The sequence below is a fragment of the Candidatus Nitrospira allomarina genome, from assembly GCF_032050975.1.
Classification (GTDB): domain Bacteria; phylum Nitrospirota; class Nitrospiria; order Nitrospirales; family UBA8639; genus Nitrospira_E; species Nitrospira_E allomarina.
Genome location: NZ_CP116967.1, coordinates 2,281,513 through 2,300,368 on the forward strand (window position 1 = coordinate 2,281,513; position 18,856 = coordinate 2,300,368).

Genomic DNA, 18,856 nt, shown 5'->3' on the forward strand with positions numbered 1-18,856 from the left:
GATGAGACTCCGGTCTGTCCAATTCTGTCATGGTGCTAATTCCCTCCGAACGTGCATTCAGCCATGCCCTCCCCATGTTCTTTTGGATATGTCTCACACTGATCTTTGGTGGAATGCCAGTCCTCTCGGTAAATTAGCGGATATCCCGGATGTCGAGAGATATCTCCGCTCCATCCCATTGCCGGAGAAAAGATATGCCCAATGCGAAACGGGAAAAGCCCTGCTATTTGTGTAAGGAAGCAGGGTCGGAAAGTTTAAGTTATTTGGTGTGTATACAATGCTCCCGGCATTTTTGTCGTCTTCATGGTGACCCGCAAATGGATGAATGTATTAAATGCCTCGAAGGCAACGAAGAAACCTAGAGGGGGCTGTTGAAAAAAGCCGCCAGCGGCGTTCTCGGCATTTTTCCGTGCTCACGTACTGGAAGTACGCTCTGCGCGCAAAACAAAAGTTGTGCCCTTCGGGACAGGGCAGGCAATTTCCGGCCTTCCCTTCGACGTGACTCAGGGCAGGACTGGACGAACCCTTCGAAATGCTCAGGGCATGCTTTTTTGAACCCCCCCGAGGCCTCTAATATGCAACGTGCCTGTGGGTCAATATGCCCTTGGAAATTATTATTCAACACTCCCTAGAGGTGTGCTGAAAAGGTCAGTCTTCCAGGATTGAGTTCATGAGAGGCCAATTTCTCAGTAAAATAATCTTTGATTCATTTGTCATCCTGAGCCCATGGCGAAGGATCTGTGTCCAGGTTGAGGCCCCGCACGACTGAGGAATATTCTTCGTCTGCAGAAAAGCCGAAAATGCAATCTGACCTTAGAGGCGAGCGTCTCGAGTTTCCGGCGTCTCCAGGCTAATCCGGCCCAGCGTGCCATTGCGAAATTCCGTCAAGAGAATTTTCGCCGCTTTTTCCCGATCCAATTCTCCACCTTTGCCTTTCCGCAAACAACCGCGTTTTGTGGCAATGGCTTCGAGCACGCCCGTGCTATCCAGACCCTCTGTGAGAAAGCCGTAGCGTTTCGTCAGCAAAGTAGGGTAGCGCGAGAGAAGGATGGTGGCCAGAAACTCGGCAATTTCTTCCTCGACCATCACCTTGGCGGTGACTGCGTGGATAGTCGCGAGCAGGAGTCCCACGACAGGATGTTCGATTTTTGGCCACAAGAGGCCGGGTGAGTCAATGAGCGTCATGTGGTCGTTCAAAGTGTGGCGTTGCTGGACTTTCGTCACGGCGGGTTCGTTGCCGACTTTTGCGAGGCGGCGTTTGAGCAGGCTATTCATGAGCGTGGATTTTCCCACATTGGGGATGCCCATGATCAGCATGCGAAGCGGCTTGCTGGTGCTATGACGATGCGGGGCCAGGAGCTGACAGAGCCCGGGTACTTTGGCGGCCTGGCCGGCCTGGTGACAGGAGAGAGCGACGGCGTTGACGTCAGATTCCCGGTTGAATTCGTTCAACCAGGCTTGAGTGACGGCGGGGTCGGCAAGATCGGCTTTGTTGAGCACCTTCAGGCAAGGGCGCTGTCGGTGCAGCCGCAGTTCCGTGATCAACGGGTTGCTGCTGGCATCCGGCATGCGCGCATCCAGTATTTCGACCAGGACATCGATGGCTTCCATCGCTTTGGCCGCTTCCTTGCGCGCGACATTCATGTGGCCGGGAAACCATTGTATGGACATAGGGACGAGGCTTCCTGTAAAAATGACCTCAGAGCGGATAGATCTTATGGACCCATTGCATGACTTTATGGAGTTCAGATTCGGTCATGGCGGCGCGGGATTTCCGAAACTTCGAATAGACCGCCCGATTGACCGTACCATGTGACAGTTTCCGCGATTGCTCGTGCGCGCGGACATGTTGTTCAATTTTTTTCCGCAATCGATCTAATCGTTCTTTCGGGGTCTCCTGGTGCATTTCTGTTTGGCCCTGTGTCGCCAGGTTCGCCCACAACCCCTGGTTCCGCATTTCCAGGACGCCGGACCGTAGAGGTTGAATACTTGATTCCGCCCGCTCCGTCGGGAGAAGGCCCTGCGCATCAGGGTATGCTCCTTCTCCGAGGATTTGAGTCGATGAAGGGCTGTCGGCAATTGCGGTTGTGCGTTGGTCCAGAATGTATCCCAGACATTCCCGGAATGGCCGGTCGTCCGGAGCGTAAATGTAGGCCCGTTGCTCGGCATAAGGTCCCGCCAGCGGATCCATGCGGGTGGCTCGATGAACGACCTGTTCGATCCATGGCTTGGTCCGGATATGGGTCAAGCAGATAAGATGGGTAATGGCCGGCACATCTAAGCCTTCATAGGCCATGGCCACCGTAATCAGGCAATCCACGGCTCCGCTACCCTGTCGTTTAAACGCTTTGATGGCCTGATAGGCTGCAGTGGAATCCTCACTTGTGGCAATTCTGGCCGGCACACCTCGTTCCTGAAGCCAAGCCGTATACTTCTGCGCCTGCTCAATGTTCGCGGCCACCACCAGCAGCTTCGAGCGTGAATGGGTGGTGCGATGGACCTGCCAATCTTTCACGCCCGTGCTCAAGAGTTCCAGTGCCGCTTCCGTCTTCAACGCCGTCAGGAGTGCTGCTGCCGTCTGCTTCCCGGCATGCGCCAGGCTTTCGACGTGGTGCTCGGTTCCCTGAGCATCCAACCAGGTTGCCTGACAGTTCGCGTAATGGACGGTCAAATCAATACAGGCATGTTCCCGCAAAGCATCGGCTAGGGTGTAGTGGATGACGGCCCGGGATTCCGTGCTGTCCCAGTCAAGCCGGTTTCCTCGGTCGGTGGTCGAATACGGCAGAAAGGCTATCGGTGTGCCTTCACCACGTTCGAAGGTCCCGCTCATCAACACTCGCAGAACCGCCCGTTCATAGAGGGGCTGAATGGCCTCATGCCATAGTCCGCCCTCTTCGAGATGGTGCGGTTCATCCAGAACGAGGATATACCGCTTTCGGCGGAATTCTTTGGCGTTGATCTTGCGGGTATCGGCAGCCAGGGCCTGATAGGTCGTGACATAGGCCGCACATCCTCTCGTCGGATGTTCCTGGTTGGTGGTCATCATGGCCTCCAGCCGATGGCCTAAGAGAGCCCGGTGGCTGGGATCCTGGAAGCCTCGCGCTCCCTGGTCCTGTAAGACGCTACGCGGGACAATCCAGCATAGGGCGTCGGCAATGGCCGGAATCAAGCGGGACGCCAGTATCTGAGGCAGCAGGCTTTTGCCTCCACCGGGTGTGACAGCACAGACAATGTCTGTCAGTCTTCGCCCGCCTAGAATTTGGTCGCAGATGTCCGCTAATTCCTTCTGATGCCGCCGTAGCTTCATAATTATCCCTCGGCCATCTCCAATGGGGTCCTGGGATGCTCTGGGATTCGACGGGCTTTGTTCTTTTGGGATGGGGGAACTGGCGATTTCGAGCGATTACTCGCGCTAACGGGATCCTCAATGTTTCCGCATTGGAGGCAACGGTCCATGAGGACTAACTGACTGCTGCCCTCTCTATCATAAACGGACTCTTTCACAATCAGTCCACCGCATCGCTTACAGGCCATAAAGAACTTCCTTTCTTCAAAAAAAAGACATGTGTTGTGACAGGGTTGTGCCTCATGCTGTTCGAGTCCTTCCCTGAGATCTTCTCTGATCTGATGCCGGGCATTTCCGACGACTGAAGTCCGAAATCACTTCTCTTAAGAAACAGACGACCGGTACCAAAGTAACAGAGATGTACCGGAAGGTTTCTTGGTCCCCATTCCTCTTTGAAACATTGAGAAAATTGCAATTGATGATTGGGAAACGCACATGGAGAGCGAAGCGGTTTTCCCTCTCTTAGGGATCCAACTGTTCATGGCATGGACCCGGAAACCGGGGTCAGTGTCACGCTCTTTGCCGGCATGTGGCCATACTCATAAGGCCACCGTAGGGGAATTACCTGATCTGTACCAATTTCTGCCTTAGCCTTTCGTGAATATTCTTAAACAAGTAAGAACTTTTCCAAACAGGGAACATTTCAGGGTGAATAGACATACCCAAAATGTCGTCAATTTGCAATCGAATAATGACGCGCTGCCTTAAAAATTACGCGATCCGTAGGATCGCAATCCCAAATACATTCCGCAGAAGGTCTAAGATGTCTTTCGACGTGGGGGCTAGATTGTAAACCCATCTTCTACAGGAGGCCAAGACCCCTGGGAATTTTTTCCGCCCTCCATCCCGCAGAAGGAGTAGAAGTGTCAAAGCGTTGTGAAACATTGCCAGGAGGTTCAAACATGCGGTAGGCTCCCCCTCCCTGTTACGGATCAGCGTCCGCTCCCCTCGTCATTGCGAGATGCACGCCCTTCCTGACATCCATGTCAATTTCATGAAGATGGTCTAAGGCCACTCTTGGCCATGACGCACCGAAAACCTTGGCGCCGTATCTGTGTCTTCGGGATGTGGCTTGTGCGCGCGATGTTTTAAGATTCGTTGAGGAAATTGCCAATTAAGGAGACGATTGATGCCAAAAGCGAAACGAGAAAAGAATTGTTATGTGTGTGAGAATGCGGATTTAATTCGAATGAGTTTTATGACCTGCCGGCAATGCGCCCGTCATTTTTGTAGCCGTCATGGCGACCCAAAATTGGATGAATGTACCAATTGTCTTGAGGGTGATGAGGAAACCTAGACGATCGATCAATTTTTCGCATGGAGAGAGGTGTTGAGCTATGATGTGTTGATGCAGGAGGTATCGGGTCGAATCTGCTAACGGTCATCTTTGTATGCGGGTTTCCGAAATGAATTCTCCGCCCCTTGGTCTCTTCTCGTGACTGTGGTAATTGGGTTTCTCGGATCAACACAGATTGTGTTTAACAGTGGGAACATTTACAATGTCGGCGCCTACCACATTGAAAAGGCTCACGTGCATGGTTTTTTTGAGATCACCTTGATCTATGTGCCTGTGACAACATCTTGAAAGGACATTTCCCGAGTACGGCCAGGTTCCTGTAGGAAGCATCGCCATGGATTGTACTCTGCCGGATTTCCTTTCACTCCACTCCTGGGAGTCCTTCACTTCCAATTTTCCTCAAACGTTCGAATGTTTCTTGTCATCTTTTGCCGGACATATCGTCTGTGGAAAGTCTGTCGAGATGAGCCCGTACAAGCTCCCGACCGTAAGGGCCGGGTTTGTCCATGAGTGAAGAACATTTCCGGAATATCGTTGAGAGAGTGGGAATTTCCATCTGGGAGGAAGACTTCACTCGCGTCAAAGCGTTGATCGATGACCTTGCTAGAGAGGGGGTAAGAGATTTTCGTCGCTATTTTATTGAGCATCCGGATGTGGTGGAACGGGCAATCGGACTGGTCAGCATTCTCGATGTGAACTCTGCCATGGTCAGGATGTTTGCAGCGACAAGCCGTGTGGAGCTTTTGCAATCGCTTCACCAAATTTTTCTGCCTGAGACCCATGAAATGTTTCTAGAGGAAATGGTTAGCATTGCTGAACATCAACAGCTTTTTGAATCGGAAACGGTCCTGAAAACGCTGCGGGGTGACCGTCTCCATGTCTTGTTCACCATCACCTTCCCTCCTCCCGATCAATCGTTTGATCGCATCGTGGTAACCCTGACGGACATTACGAAACGCAAACGTGCGGAAGAGGCTCTGCGCGAAAGCGAGGAGCGTTACCGCTCGCTGACGGCGGCGATCACGTCTTTAGTCTGGACCACCGATGCCAGGGGCCGGTTCGTGACCCCTCAACCGGGGTGGGCTGCCTATACCGGCCAGTCCTGGGAACAATTGCGGGAATTCGGGTGGAATGAGGCTATTCATCCCGATGACCGGGAGACCATTCAACGGGTCTGGAATGCGGCCTGCATGTCCGAAACGTTCTTTGAATTTTCCGGGCGGTTGTGGCATGCCTCAAGCAATGCCTATCGTCATGTCGAAGCACGGGGTGTGCCGATTCGGAATGCGGACGGTACGGTGCGGGAATGGATCGGTAAATGTCTTGACGTGGAAGACCGTTCGCAAGCCGAAAAAGCCTTGCAGGAGAGCGAACATCGATTCAGCAAATTCATGCAACATTTGCCCGGCCTGGCCTGGATCAAGGATTTGCAGGGACATTATGTCTACGCCAATGAGACTGCGGAACTGGTGTTTCAGACTCCGCGGGAGCGGCTCTATGGAAGAACCGATGAGGAAATATTTCCTCAGGACGTCGCTGACCAATTTAAAGAAAACGACCGGCAGGCCCTGATCAGCGAAACGGGTGTGCAAGTGGTTGAGACGCTCCGGCATCAGGATGGGGTGCTCCATCATTCGATTGTGAGCAAATTTCCGATACTGGGCGCCGATGGGCGACCGGTCCTGATCGGCGGAATGGCTATTGACATTACCGCGCGGAAGCAGGCTGAGCAGTTGCTCCTGGAAAGCGAGAGTGAGGCGCGCCGTCTTTTAGCGCTGAATCAGACAATCATGATGAATATGGGGGAGGGTCTGTACACCCTCGACTCCCAGGGTCTCGTCAGCTATGTGAATCCGGAGGCGGAGCGATTATTGGGATGGACATCCGGAGAATTGCTGGGTCGCTCGATGCACCGGATGGTACATTACCAATATCCGGACGGTTCACCATTTCCGATTGAAGAATGCGCGGGCTTTCAAGTTTTAGCCAACGGCAAGGTCTTGAGAGACTTCGAAGATACCTTTATCAGAAAAGACGGGAGTTTCTTTCCGGTTTCCTATTCCTCCTCACCCCTGCGTGACCAGAATGACCAGATTGCAGGTGTCGTCATCGTTTTTCAGGATATTTCCCAACGCAAGCAGGCTGAGGAGAATTTGCGACGTTGGAAGGATGAATTGGAAGTCCGTGTGCAAACTCGAACCGGAGAGTTGCTGTCTTCCAAGAATCGCCTGCGTTCATTGGCTGCCCAACTCAGTTTGGCGGAAGAGCACCAACGTCGAAAGCTGGCGAGAGATTTGCACGATTATCTCGTGCAATTGCTGGTGGTGGGGAGGATGAAATTACATGAATTGAAGGAGGGAGTGCCGCTCTCGCCTGAGGCGGAGGTGCTGACCGGGGAAGTGGAGTACGTGCTACAGCAGGCGTTGACCTATTCGCGAACGACTATCGCGGAACTGAGTCCTCCCGCCTTGCATGAAACCGGTTTGGCGGTATCATTAAAGTGGCTGGCTGAAAGAATGGAAAAACATGGTCTACGGGTGGAGGTCAACACCAGTGACTATCAGCCTATCCATCTGTCCGAGGATCGGGTGATCCTGTTGTTTCAGTCGGTACGCGAATTATTATTTAACGTGCTCAAGCATGCCGGCGTGTATGAGGCGACAGTTCGGATGTCTTCGGGACAGGTCGGGAAGGCGTGTATTGCTGTGGTGGATCACGGAAAGGGACTGCATGCCGGTGCGATGCAACAAGCCATGGAACCCGGGCATCTGGGTTTGTTTGCGGTACAGGAGCGGATGGAGGCCATGGGAGGAAGAGTGGAATTCACTTCGGCTCCGGGAAAAGGCACTTCTGTGCGGTTGGTGTTGCCGATCGACGGGTCGATTCCAGTAGAGGATGACACGGAATCGCGACGCGAAAAAAATTCTGCACAGTCACGCGGATTGGAGCACACGACCGTCAATCCACAATTCGAAGAGGTCGCTGGCATCGGACATACTTCAGTGAGACCACGGATCCGGGTGATGTTAGTCGACGACCATGTGATGTTTCGAACAGGTATGCAGAAATTACTGGAACGGTATCCGGATGTCGAGATTGTGGGAAATGCCAATGATGGAGAGGAAGCGGTGATGGTGGTCCCTCAGCTCATGCCCGATGTCGTGGTGATGGATAACAATATGCCCAGACTCAACGGCATTGACGCCACAAAACAGATTTGCCGCGAATGGCCGGCTGTCAAGGTCATTGGTTTGTCCATGTACGATGGGAAAGAGATTCGGGCGGCGATGCTGGATGCCGGCGCGGTCGATTATCTGCAGAAAAATGGCACCGTCACAGAGCTGTACCAAGCCATCTGTGCTCTGTTTCCAAAGCCGTCATGACGCTTTGGATTAGCTGAATACTGGTGCAAAAGCCATTAACGACAACCTTACCTCATGGTGGTTCTGAAGATCGTTCACTTCGGCCTACTGCTTGTATTCCACACTCGGTAATCCTCTTCTATCCAGGCTCTTTTCGCCATGAGTAAGCCGCCGGTTCCCCCTATACGTAAGCGAAATATCAATTTCTACATGAAATGTCTGCCGTTATTATTGGAGATCATGATGTTGTCAGGCTGTAGCCTGAACTCAGTTCCCACGCCTGATCATACCGGGAACGTCGATTCAGCCGTCATTGTCGTACCCGGCTATTATGGGACGCAGTTGGTTCAAGAGTCGGATGGCAGTCTGGTGTTTATTACGCTCAGCCAGGTGCTGTTTGGAGATCAGTCCTTGACAATACCTGTGCCCGGCTTGGGCTTTCAAAAAACGATTGATCTGCAACCGGATGGCATCTTTGAGACGTTTCGCGTCGTCCCGCTTGTCTATTCCATTGACGTGTATGGCTCCCTCCTGGACCGACTACGGGCTTCCAAACCCAGGGGCGGGGAGGTGATTCCCTTTACCTATGATTGGCGGGGGGACCTAATGGATGCCGTGAGAAGTTTTGATGGTCATATCCGAAAACTTCGGGACCAAGGCAAGAAAGATATTTCTGTTGTTGCACATAGTATGGGTGGCCTGATTGTCAGCTACTATTTACGGTATGGCACACAGAATATTGACACTGCCGTCGAGACCTGGGAGGGAGCTGAAGAGTTCAGCCGCGTGGTGATGGCCGGGGTGCCCTTTCTGGGGGCCATGAACTCGTTTCGGAATATGAACTTTGGTGCGACCATCGGTTGGAATTCCTCGCTTCTCAGCCATGAGGCATACGCGTCTTTCCCGGCCAGTTACTATCTCTTACCGGTTGCCGGTTCTGATGAACTGATCACACAGGAACTGAAGCCCTTACAGGGTGTGATCAGAAATGCCGGACAGTGGCAACAGTCCGGATGGGGATTGCTGAAGGATAAACAAACCTTAACCAAAGAAGTCGTTGATGGGCGGGCCGCCTACCTGTCCTTTTGGCTTCGTCGATCGGAACAGTTTTTGGAACTTCTTCACGCACCTCTCTCTTCGCCAAACCCGCATCAACTTTCCCTTCTGTACCTGTATGGGAAAGGCACATCGACCTTGGCTAAAGGGGTGTGGACGGGTAATCCTGGAAAGGGCCCTGATTCCTTGATGTTTGAGGATCCTGATCCCGTAGCCTCTGGTCTGGCAGTGAATCATCCCACTGTCTATGCGGATGGAGATGGGACAGTGACGGTGTTATCCGCTTGGCTTCCGGAGGCCTTTCATCGGAGCTTTCACCCCACCGTACGGGACTATGAGGTTGGACATACCGAGTTGGTCACGACCCCGGACATCCAGGACGATATCATAAAATTTCTTGATAAACGGTAAAGGCAAGTTTCCACCTGAATAATCGATGCAGGCCTCATGATTGTGTGGTTGAGTGTGCCTGGAAAAACATTGTGACCAACTGAGAATCCTCAAAATTAACTTTTTGACATAGGAGCTATTCGTGGCCTTGTATCCTGCTCTGGATCCGAAACCGGTGGTTCCCTTACGGGCCTTCTGGCTTTGGCTGTCGGAAGCAGGATTGCGGGTAATCTGATGATGCTTGCTGTGGCCAGGAATGTGATGATTGCCAGCGGGCGAAGGAAGAAGGTTATATCTTAGAGTTTCAGGAATTTTGCTCGGATCGGAGCGCCATTGACGATTATCCAAACGCTGGTCTATGCCATGTAGCTTGAATGGAGTGTGAGGTAGGAGAGTGTTGCAGAAACTTCATGACCCGCTTTATGCGTTACAGCGCTTTTGTGCGGCAAAAAACGTTTACGGTGAGAGTGCACGGATGTAATGCACAAGGTCCAGAACCTGTTCATCGGTGAAGGTGTCCGTCCAGCCATGCATTTCGCCTCCCCCTTTTTTGATCATGGAAAAGAGTTCCTGGTCGGATTTGGCCTGTGTCATTTGCGAGGTCAAATTGGCAGGATCCTGTTCAAGGAAAGGACGTAGAACGCCTCTCCCGTCCCTCTGAGGACCATGGCAATCTTGACAATATTGTTGAAAGAGCGCTTTGCCGGGTTGGGCCTGCTCTTCCATGGCTAGGGCCGGGAGAAAAAATATCAGGCTCATGATCGTCGAGATGAGGATCGCTCCCTTAGATGAATGCAAAGGTTTCATGTGGATAAACATCAAGATAAAGGGTTCAGAGCCCCACATCTTTAAAAACCTTTGGGGCCTATCCATCGTCACACCAGTGGCCTCCTTGCCAGTTGGCACTTCCTGTTCCACTGGGAACCTTTTTGCTCTTGGTCAATACTGATTCGCCGCGTTTAGGGTCTATTCCTTTTTCTGGATGAGCACTGCGGACCGTACCGAACCGCCACCGGTCTCCACATTCACAAAAATTATTCCTGTGGAAAGGTTGTCGGGCGCCGTTGCTTCTATTCTCTCATTTCCCTTGAGGGTGAAATCCTTCGCATTTTCGTACCCGAAGGTGACCGAGTGCAGGCATTCTTTTTTTTGCCCAAAATCTTCTCCAATGATGACCACTTTAGCACCTGCCTGAAATTCATCGGGTTCAATTTTTGTAATTTTTGGCCGGCGGCTTGGATCACAAACCGGATCCGCCTTGATTGTTTCCTCACTAGAGACCGAAGGTGAATCGGTGGTGGCCATTTGGGAGGGAAGGCCTGTTTGGGCATTTGCTTCGGTCATCCATAGGATGTTGAATCCGGTAAGGGGTCCCATCATGATAAGCAGTAGAATTGTAAGTCTCATAAGAATTCCTCTCTGGTATAAAAATGAGAAACAAGCCGTACCTACTTCAAGGATGTTGTATTTAACCCTGAGTGAATCCCCTAAAGCTAGCCCTCTCTTAAAATTTGATGGCGGTCCTTTTTCCATCAAATTTTAAGGCACTGAAGGTTCATAAGGCGCGAGTCGTCTGATGTAGGCGGTGACTGCCCGGATTTCTTCGACAGTGAGCTTGTCCCACCACCCGTGCATAGGACTGAAGGCCAGTCCCCAGATGATTGCTGAACGAAGGTCCGTCTCCGATTTGGCCCGGGATTCCATGCGTTGAAAATTGGCGGGCGGGACGACAAGCGCGGCAGCGTCCGGTCCATCGCCTTTTCCCTGGATACCGTGGCACCTCAGGCAGTGGGCCTGATACACAATCTCGCCTTGCAAGGGATCGACTTGCGGTTCCTGGGCTTCGGTGGGTATGGCCCACCCGATCAGCAGTATCACACTCCAAACCATGATGCGAGCTTTCATGAGATGTCTCTCCTTGTGAGTGTCCAAAAGGCATTATTCTGGTGAGGCTCGGGGTACGAACGCGTTCCGTCTTATTTTTTAGTTTGCGATGGTTTGGATTTTTGGCCGGGACGTACCGAGCGGTTGGGGCCTTGCCATTCCCTCTCGCCAATTTGTCTTTATGTGACCAGTGGTATGTTGATATTGCCACCATCAGTGCCTCGGTTTTTCTAGAGAATTCATTCCCGGTGTGACGCCAAACCTTATGAAGGTAGTGAGTCCAAGATTCATGCCGCCGTTTGTGATCGAATCTTTCTGTACAAGAAAGAATGAAAATGTTACCCACAAGAAAAAAATGGTGTCGTTGACTATTTTTTGAATGAGAATGCAGATTTAAAAAGTCCCATCCTGCCACATAGCCAGAGAGGTCATCCGTCCCACTTTGCCCCAATCCACATGGTGGAGGTGAGGATTTTTCAACTCATGTTTGTTGAATTCGGAAAGGGAAATGTCCCGTCAGGCAGCTTCGCAGTTGCGGGGGATGGGCCACTGTCGGTTTAGATCGCAGACTTTAGAATGTCACGGGTGGGTTCAAGATGAGGGGTGAGAGCCTTTGTCCGGGCTTCATGGGAACGGCGTTGATATATGAGCTGTCTTGCTTGGAGAGAAAGGCACATTATTAGCGGATCAATGTCTCATTCACGGTTGAAAAAAGTCGATTAATCAGTTCGCCCGATAGGGAGCCGACGGCAGTGGCCACCAGCGCTGACAACAGAATGCCGATGAAAATGATGAAGAGAAACCTCATGAAGGGCTCCTTATTATGATGATGGCCGTACCGTACGGGTTGATTGTTGGATGGTCTCATTGAGCTTTTCCATTATTTACTTGAGTGCCAGAGGTAAAATTCAAATGATTTCCGATTATATGAAGCGCTGTATTGGCTACAATTTATAGCGTGGGGGGAACTGACATGAACATGCCTCAAAAGATGGGGAATTAAGGCCTCGCGTGTGCTGGGCAGGAGTCCGGGGAAGTTTCGTGATTGGAGGGGGAGGCAAACCGGATAGAGGTTTGGGGCATTCCGGAGAGAAACTGACAAAGAGAAAAGTGAAGAGCGGGATTCGCTTCTCGGCTTGGTTTCCTAGATGATTGGCCACACCCGTTGGCGCGGCAATCGCTCTGTGTTCTTATTCGATTTCGACAAGGGGCGGGGAGGAAGACCGGATCGTTCTCAGGTCGGCGGTTATGAAGGGAGGGCCTGTTGAGTCGGTCTCGAAAATTGTTCTTGAGAACAGGGACCGCTTGAGCTTACTGGCTGGAAAGATTGTGGATCTGTTGTTCCAATTCCTCGATGCGGTCCAACAATTCCAAAGCCACGCTGACTCCCGGCCAGTTGATCCCTAAGTCTCGATGTAACCGGAGTCCGCGGCTTAACCGGTCAATGGCGTCCTCGGGAAACAACACCATTCCCTCCGGGTCCGGTTCCGGTGGTTGAATAATTTCCCATTGCAAACAGACCTCCAACATGTCTTCGCCGATCCCTAATCGTGTACAGACTTCTTCACGGCGAATTCTTCCGAAGGTGATGATTTCCGCGGTAACCTGTTCTAAGGATGGTTCTGAGTCGTCAGTCATTGGCGGCCTCACGAAGAAGAGTTGAACGGGGATCTGGGTGATCGAACTTAGCTAATTGCTCATAGAGTTGTTGTTCCTCGGAAGAAGGAGTCTCGGGGGTGACGATGTCCAGAACTACAAATTGATCTCCATGCCCTCCTGTTCGTTTGGGCAGACCCTTTCCCTTTAATCGCATTCGTTGTTGGGATTGGCTCCCGGCGGGAACTTTCAAACGGACCGTTCCTGATAACGTGGGCACCGGAATGTCGGTGCCCAATACGGCCTCCCACGGCCAAAGCGGGAGCGTGACCACAATATCTGAATCTTTGCGTTGAAACACGGGATGAGGGGCAATTTGTACATGAAAAAATAAATCCCCTGGTGGTCCTCCTCCGCGACCAGGCGCACCTTTTCCTTTCACCCGTAAACGTTCGCCATCTCGAACTCCGGCCGGAATGCGAACTTCGATTGAGCGGGGCGTTCCCCCGGCATCAGAAAGATTTAAGGCGCGGCGCGTGCCGGTGAAGGCTTCCCGGAGTGAGATCGGCAGATTGGCTTCCAGGTCGGCCCCCGCCATCGCGAAGCCGCGAAAGCCGGCCCCTTCCCGTTGAGCTCCCTGCCGGAACATGCTCTCAAAAATATCACTGAAATCAGCGCCCCCTTGGGTAAATCCACCAGGACCTCCCCCCGGATACGCTCCGCCGCCCTGTTGGCGGGCCCGTTCGTAGGCCTCGGCTTCCTTCCAGTTCATGCCGTATTGATCGTACTTTTTTCTGTTTTCCTCATCCCCAAGGACTTCATAGGCTTCATTCAGCTCTTTGAATTTCTTTTCCATTTCCGTCTTTTTTTCGCCGGGATGTAAATCCGGATGATATTGGCGTGCCAGCCGACGATAGGCTTTTTTAAGCTCTTTGGCGTCAACGGTTTTTTTGACCCCCAGTATGTCGTAAAGATCGCGTTGTGCGGATGCCATAAATAAAAATCCTTGACTAATTTAAGAAAGGGCTAGGCTTATGGAGAACAACAAGGTGTAAAACTAGCGTGTTTCCCTAAAAGAATACAAGAGCCCAGGATGAGGCTGTAAACGCCTCTTTGAGAAAATTTCGTAGCGGGGTAACTATGGGCCGGGGGACTCAGATGATAATTCGTATCGTACGACGCAGGATACGCACGCTTAATAAATTTCATGACTAAATTTGTATTTGTGGTGGCTCAGTTTTTCGGTTTAGGGGGCACTAATGGAGTGCCCCCATTTTCCAGGATGATGTAGAAACCTGCCTCATCAAATTAAGGGGAAATCGAGAAAAAGATTGTGCTCCGTCCGCGTTGGAGGAGCAGCAAAACTCTATCTTTGGATCTGAGTTTCCCCGTTAACCGTTGAAAGTCATCCGCATTGTTGACGGCTTCACGGTTAATTTCAAGAATAATGTCACCTTCCCGTATGCCGGCCCGGAAAGCGGAACTCTCGGGATCAACCTTTGTCACTTTCACGCCCTTTTCCCCTAAGGGCATGGATTCCGCGGTGATCCCCGATAAGGCATGATGTCCTCTCAATTCTCCGGTCGAGGCGAGTGCTCTGACATCTTTAGGCATTTCCGAAAGGGTCACTTGTACTTCACGGGGGGTTCCATCCCGGAGGACCTGTAATGTTACGGGGGAATTGGGCACACTTTCCGCCACCAAAGATCGGAGATGCCGAGTGTCGGCCACAGTCTGCGAATCATATTTCCGAATGATATCTCCGCGTTGGATACCGGCCTTTTTCGCAGGGCTGTCTTCCATCACTTCGCTGACCAGGGCCCCCTGCGTATCAGGAGTGTCAAATTGGGTTTGGAGATCCGGGGTGAGGTCCTGAATTGAAACGCCCAGCCATCCTCTAACCACCTTTCCATGCTGAATAAGGCTGGCCTGAATAGACTTGGCCATGTTGCTGGGAATGGCGAAGCCAACGCCCATATATCCCCCGGAGCGGCTAAAGATGGCAGTATTGATCCCGATCAACTCTCCCTGGAGATTCACTAGGGCCCCACCCGAGTTACCGGGATTGATCGCCGCATCGGTCTGAATGAAGTCTTCATAATCGACAATCCCCACATTGGCCCGACCCACCGCACTGACAATTCCCATGGTGACGGTTTGGTTCAGCCCAAATGGATTGCCAACGGCCATCACCATTTCACCGACCTGTAATTGATGGGAATCTCCCCATGGCAAGACAGGCAGATCCTTGGCATCTATTTTGAGTAGAGCCAAATCCGTTTTGGGATCAGTGCCCATGACCTTGGCTGAAAAGGTTCGCTTATCGGATAACAGCACTTCAATGGCATCACTATTTTCGATCACATGATTATTCGTGATGATATACCCATCGTCACTCACAATAACTCCCGAACCTCCTCCTTCTTGACGAGGGGAGGGAGGCGGTTCGAACCGCCGCTCAAATTCATCCCCAAAAAATCGACGGAAGAAGGGATCATCAAAAAATGGTGATCGCAATGTTTCCGGACTTTTGGCGGTGCCGGTTGTGGAAATATTGACCACAGCGGGGCGCGCCAGCTTGGCCACCCGAATAAGGGCGGTGCTCTGAGCCTGGGCGTCTTGTTGCCCAAATGAGAGTGCACCAGACACGAAGGGTTGTGATGAGGAATTCGAAAGAGGCGTCCCGCTAACTTTCAATTGTGATGAGAGGCCTGGCAGGAGACTGGAGTCCCCAGCGATTCCCAGGCCCAAACATATACCAGCGATGAGCAGGGCCATGCCAATGAAGGTGAAGAAACCCACGCTTCGTCCGTTCCATTTTTGATTTAGTCGGGATTGACTCATCATTGGACCTCACAAAGAAAATTCGACTATGTGGAAAGAACTTTCATACAAGCAGTCTTGTTTCACATCAAAAATCCCCAAGCCTTAAAGCTCTGAAATAAATAAAAGTTTATGTCTGTTTTCTGGATAGTTCATTCAATAAATCCAATGAACCATTTCAGAATCAGCGCATCGATAAATATGATCGCGACAATACAACCAATGGTAAGCAATTCAAACATCGGACACCTCCCTTTATTTGATACATAGGGGAGCCGGTTGCGTCCCGAATGCCGCTCTTTAGAACTGGAGGAACGCTCCTGCATGTTTTTCAAATAAGACCAAAGATTCCTATGGTCAAGAGGTGGGCGTCCTGATAATTCCGTTCCACGGACACGTTCGAAATTCTATATCCGGCCTATATTGATGTAGGTGCCCATTCGGAAGCTTATGAATTTAGACTCTTCTAATGCCTGAACAGATGGCTTGGGCCATATTGACTTTGAACTTAATCAAAATTATTTCTAATTATTATTGATGATCCATTGAGAGGGTTCTTCGTAAGTCGGGCTTTTGGATTAATCGCAATCGCAAATTGAATCTCGAACTCTGGGCGTCCACAAGTCGGAGGTAGGTGCCTCAGTGAAACAAATAGTTATGACCTAACCGCCACTGTTTACGGCAACGATTCAAGGAAATGTGTTGGTTCGGCTCAAGCATTGACGTACTCACCCAGCGGTAGCGCACCGGTTGCGGCGCGGGGATCTCATGCTCCATGGGTGGGTCTATTCCATTGCTGAGGTGTGGGTGTATGCCTCTCAAAACGGAACGTTAATTTTTCCGAAAGGGTTGGTTTTGGAAAGAAAAGTTGGAAGGTGCTTTTGCAGGAATTTTACAGCTAAACCAGGATTGTGGAAATTTTTTCATGATGGGATGGGACGATTTCCGACATGATTTCTTAGCGTCAATTGTGGTTTTTCTCGTGGCGCTGCCGTTATGCATGGGAATTGCCATTGCTTCAGGTGCCCCTCCTGCAGCTGGACTTCTCACGGGCATAATTGGGGGTCTTGTTGTTGGATTCCTTACAGGGTGCCCTCTTCAGGTCAGCGGGCCGGCGGCCGGACTATCCGTGATTGTTTTTGATGTTATTCAGCGATTCGGCATGGCCAAACTCGGCGTCATTATTCTATTGGCAGGAGGAATACAAATTGTGGCGGGCCTACTTCAGCTCGGACAATGGTTCCGAGCCGTTTCCCCGGCTGTTATTCAGAGTATGATGGCTGGTATCGGGGTTCTCATTTTTGCCAGTCAATTCCATATTATGGTCGGGGATACCCCTAGACCGAGTGGGATTGAGAATATCTGGGCGATCCCAGAAGCCATATGGAAAGGCTTATTTCCTCAACCAGGAGAAACCAACACTCACTGGGTGGCAGCACGAATCGGACTGCTCACGATTGTTTCAATGATTCTCTGGCAACTTCTCGTGCCCAAAAGATTTCAATTTTTTCCTGCCCCCTTGGCGGGCGTGCTCATAGCGAGTGGAGAAGCGTACATCCAACATCTTCCCATTGAGTATATCCATATTCGGGATAACATCTTTAGCGCGATTAATTTTCCCTCAGTGGATGGCCTGACTCATCTTCTGGATACTTCCATATTGGCAACTGCAGTAGCGGTGGCCTTTATAGCCAGTGCGGAAACTCTGTTGTGCGCCACCGCCGTGGATCAAATACATTCAGGGCCCCGAACGCGGTATAACCGTGAAATGATGGCTCAGGGGGTCGGGAACCTACTTTGCGGGATTCTAGGAGCCTTACCCATGACCGGGGTGATTGTTCGAAGTACAGCGAATATACAAAGTGGAGCCCGCACGAGGGCGTCAGCTATTTTTCATGGTGTATGGCTACTCCTCTTTGTGGCATTTATGCCTCAGGTTCTGAGATTGATTCCAATCGCCAGTTTGGCAGCCGTCTTGGTCTATACCGGCTATACCCTGATTAATGTGCAGGCAATTCGATCCCTTTCCAAATACGGTTATGGAGAAATTCTCGTGTATGGAGTAACCCTGGTAACCATTGTTGCGACAAACTTACTCACCGGGGTGCTTATGGGCTTGGGGGTAGCACTTGCGAGATTAATTTATACAACCCACGCGTTGGAAATTTCGCTTGATAAGGGGTTAAACAACGGTCCTGCTTGCATACATCTTTCAGGAACGGCAACTTTTATCAGCCTTCCCAAATTGGCTAATGCCTTGGATCAAATACCGATGGGGAAAGAGGTCCACATAGGTTTTGAAAATCTTTTGTATATCGACCACGCCTGCCTTACTCTTTTGAGATCGTGGAAGGAATTTCATGAACGCCAAAACGGAAAAGTATCCGTCGATTGGGAAAAATTGGAATCCAAGTTTCTTGACCACCAGGACAATCCTTGCAAGCTTCCGTAAAACGACCTACATTTTTTATAGTTCGTACAGGTGAAAATGAATACAGTATCAAATTGAAATGGGTATGGTGAATTTCCTCTCGAAAACCTGCACATCAATTTGTCTTTACTTTCATTGCCAAACTATTCTTTCCACGGATAAATGGATTGCTCCGACCCCCATGAGGTCGGATGGCAGCTTCATTGTTCTCATCTTCCCAGCCGAAAAATATCCGCACAATCTGCCCATCCCTCAATCGCCTCTTTAATGGCAGTTCCTCAGGTTGAGGAGAAAATAATTCGTGTTGGTTAAAGGCATGCCGGATTAAGTCCTTGGGGAACTCAAGCGATTCCACGGGACCCTCATAAAAACATCTTTGACAACAGAAGGCGAAGTGAGGCTTCGTGAAGGGTAAAAGAACACAATGGCAATCGAAGAAAGTAGGCACCCTGTAGAATTCGAAAAAAAACGAAGGGTTCCACATGCGCGCCATTTTGGCAGGCGCTGCACCTCACTCAATGAGCCCGCCAATCATAAAATACAGAGATCCTTGACTTTTTGCCTTCAGGGATTATTCAAAAAAGCAAGGTAAAGAAATCATTCTTTTCCAAAAAAAAGAGAGATTTCGTTAAAAAATAAGACTAGCTCTAAGCTTGTTGGACTGAATTTTC

14 protein-coding genes are annotated in these 18,856 nt (G+C 50.8%); 4 read left to right on the forward strand and 10 right to left on the reverse strand.

Annotated features, from left to right (window positions below):
* Positions 1-813 precede the first annotated feature (813 nt).
* On the reverse strand, positions 814-1,671 hold the full coding sequence (gene ylqF, locus PP769_RS10110) for a ribosome biogenesis GTPase YlqF (protein WP_312639923.1): 858 nt from the start codon (positions 1,669-1,671) through the stop codon (positions 814-816).
* Positions 1,672-1,699: 28 nt separating this feature from the next.
* Positions 1,700-3,307 (reverse strand): DEAD/DEAH box helicase, encoded by a 1,608-nt coding sequence (locus PP769_RS10115; protein ID WP_312639924.1) that lies wholly within the window; start codon positions 3,305-3,307, stop codon positions 1,700-1,702.
* Between the two features lie 1,168 nt (positions 3,308-4,475).
* Here PP769_RS10115 and PP769_RS10120 point away from each other — a divergent pair.
* The 3 genes from PP769_RS10120 to PP769_RS10130 all read left to right on the forward strand — a co-directional run bounded on the left by PP769_RS10120 (position 4,476) and on the right by PP769_RS10130 (position 9,472).
* Complete coding sequence (locus PP769_RS10120; RefSeq protein ID WP_312639925.1) at positions 4,476-4,643, forward strand: hypothetical protein; 168 nt, start codon at positions 4,476-4,478, stop codon at positions 4,641-4,643.
* Between the two features lie 506 nt (positions 4,644-5,149).
* On the forward strand, positions 5,150-8,026 hold the full coding sequence (locus PP769_RS10125) for a PAS domain S-box protein (protein WP_312639926.1): 2,877 nt from the start codon (positions 5,150-5,152) through the stop codon (positions 8,024-8,026).
* Between the two features lie 189 nt (positions 8,027-8,215).
* Positions 8,216-9,472 carry a lipase/acyltransferase domain-containing protein gene (locus PP769_RS10130; protein ID WP_312639927.1) on the forward strand — a complete coding sequence of 419 codons (1,257 nt, stop codon included), beginning with the start codon at positions 8,216-8,218 and terminating at the stop codon, positions 9,470-9,472.
* Between the two features lie 435 nt (positions 9,473-9,907).
* On the opposite strand, the gene PP769_RS10135 is transcribed toward PP769_RS10130, so the two are convergent.
* The 7 genes from PP769_RS10135 to PP769_RS10165 all read right to left on the reverse strand — a co-directional run bounded on the left by PP769_RS10135 (position 9,908) and on the right by PP769_RS10165 (position 15,778).
* Entirely contained in the window at positions 9,908-10,258 is a 351-nt protein-coding gene (locus PP769_RS10135) for a c-type cytochrome (RefSeq protein WP_312639928.1), read from the reverse strand.
* Positions 10,259-10,417: 159 nt separating this feature from the next.
* The gene (locus tag PP769_RS10140) at positions 10,418-10,858 is read right to left on the reverse strand and encodes a hypothetical protein (protein ID WP_312639929.1); all 441 of its coding nucleotides are present in this window, start codon (positions 10,856-10,858) and stop codon (positions 10,418-10,420) included.
* Between the two features lie 132 nt (positions 10,859-10,990).
* Positions 10,991-11,356, reverse strand: coding sequence for a c-type cytochrome (locus tag PP769_RS10145; RefSeq protein ID WP_312639930.1), 366 nt, complete (start codon positions 11,354-11,356; stop codon positions 10,991-10,993).
* 658 nt (positions 11,357-12,014) lie between these two features.
* On the reverse strand, positions 12,015-12,143 hold the full coding sequence (locus tag PP769_RS10150) for a hypothetical protein (protein ID WP_312639931.1): 129 nt from the start codon (positions 12,141-12,143) through the stop codon (positions 12,015-12,017).
* A 503-nt stretch (positions 12,144-12,646) separates the two neighbouring features.
* Complete coding sequence (locus PP769_RS10155; RefSeq protein ID WP_312639932.1) at positions 12,647-12,973, reverse strand: chaperone modulator CbpM; 327 nt, start codon at positions 12,971-12,973, stop codon at positions 12,647-12,649.
* Entirely contained in the window at positions 12,966-13,925 is a 960-nt protein-coding gene (locus tag PP769_RS10160) for a DnaJ C-terminal domain-containing protein (protein ID WP_312639933.1), read from the reverse strand. The genes PP769_RS10155 and PP769_RS10160 overlap by 8 nt, the downstream gene beginning before the upstream one ends.
* A gap of 314 nt (positions 13,926-14,239) precedes the next feature.
* Positions 14,240-15,778, reverse strand: coding sequence for a DegQ family serine endoprotease (locus PP769_RS10165; RefSeq protein ID WP_312639934.1), 1,539 nt, complete (start codon positions 15,776-15,778; stop codon positions 14,240-14,242).
* Between the two features lie 901 nt (positions 15,779-16,679).
* Here PP769_RS10165 and PP769_RS10170 point away from each other — a divergent pair.
* Entirely contained in the window at positions 16,680-18,206 is a 1,527-nt protein-coding gene (locus tag PP769_RS10170) for a SulP family inorganic anion transporter (protein WP_312639935.1), read from the forward strand.
* A 94-nt stretch (positions 18,207-18,300) separates the two neighbouring features.
* On the opposite strand, the gene PP769_RS10175 is transcribed toward PP769_RS10170, so the two are convergent.
* Complete coding sequence (locus tag PP769_RS10175) at positions 18,301-18,540, reverse strand: hypothetical protein (RefSeq protein WP_312639936.1); 240 nt, start codon at positions 18,538-18,540, stop codon at positions 18,301-18,303.
* Positions 18,541-18,856: the final 316 nt, after the last annotated feature.

What these genes read in the sequence shown, in the direction of transcription:
- ylqF (WP_312639923.1), bottom strand. Translation starts at nt 1,671, where the DNA reads ATGTCCATACAATGGTTTCCCGGCCACATGAATGTCGCGCGCAAGGAA.
- PP769_RS10115 (WP_312639924.1), bottom strand. Translation starts at nt 3,307, where the DNA reads ATGAAGCTACGGCGGCATCAGAAGGAATTAGCGGACATCTGCGACCAA.
- PP769_RS10120 (WP_312639925.1), top strand. Translation starts at nt 4,476, where the DNA reads ATGCCAAAAGCGAAACGAGAAAAGAATTGTTATGTGTGTGAGAATGCG.
- PP769_RS10125 (WP_312639926.1), top strand. Translation starts at nt 5,150, where the DNA reads ATGAGTGAAGAACATTTCCGGAATATCGTTGAGAGAGTGGGAATTTCC.
- PP769_RS10130 (WP_312639927.1), top strand. Translation starts at nt 8,216, where the DNA reads ATGAAATGTCTGCCGTTATTATTGGAGATCATGATGTTGTCAGGCTGT.
- PP769_RS10135 (WP_312639928.1), bottom strand. Translation starts at nt 10,258, where the DNA reads ATGAAACCTTTGCATTCATCTAAGGGAGCGATCCTCATCTCGACGATC.
- PP769_RS10140 (WP_312639929.1), bottom strand. Translation starts at nt 10,858, where the DNA reads ATGAGACTTACAATTCTACTGCTTATCATGATGGGACCCCTTACCGGA.
- PP769_RS10145 (WP_312639930.1), bottom strand. Translation starts at nt 11,356, where the DNA reads ATGAAAGCTCGCATCATGGTTTGGAGTGTGATACTGCTGATCGGGTGG.
- PP769_RS10150 (WP_312639931.1), bottom strand. Translation starts at nt 12,143, where the DNA reads ATGAGGTTTCTCTTCATCATTTTCATCGGCATTCTGTTGTCAGCGCTG.
- PP769_RS10155 (WP_312639932.1), bottom strand. Translation starts at nt 12,973, where the DNA reads ATGACTGACGACTCAGAACCATCCTTAGAACAGGTTACCGCGGAAATC.
- PP769_RS10160 (WP_312639933.1), bottom strand. Translation starts at nt 13,925, where the DNA reads ATGGCATCCGCACAACGCGATCTTTACGACATACTGGGGGTCAAAAAA.
- PP769_RS10165 (WP_312639934.1), bottom strand. Translation starts at nt 15,778, where the DNA reads ATGATGAGTCAATCCCGACTAAATCAAAAATGGAACGGACGAAGCGTG.
- PP769_RS10170 (WP_312639935.1), top strand. Translation starts at nt 16,680, where the DNA reads ATGATGGGATGGGACGATTTCCGACATGATTTCTTAGCGTCAATTGTG.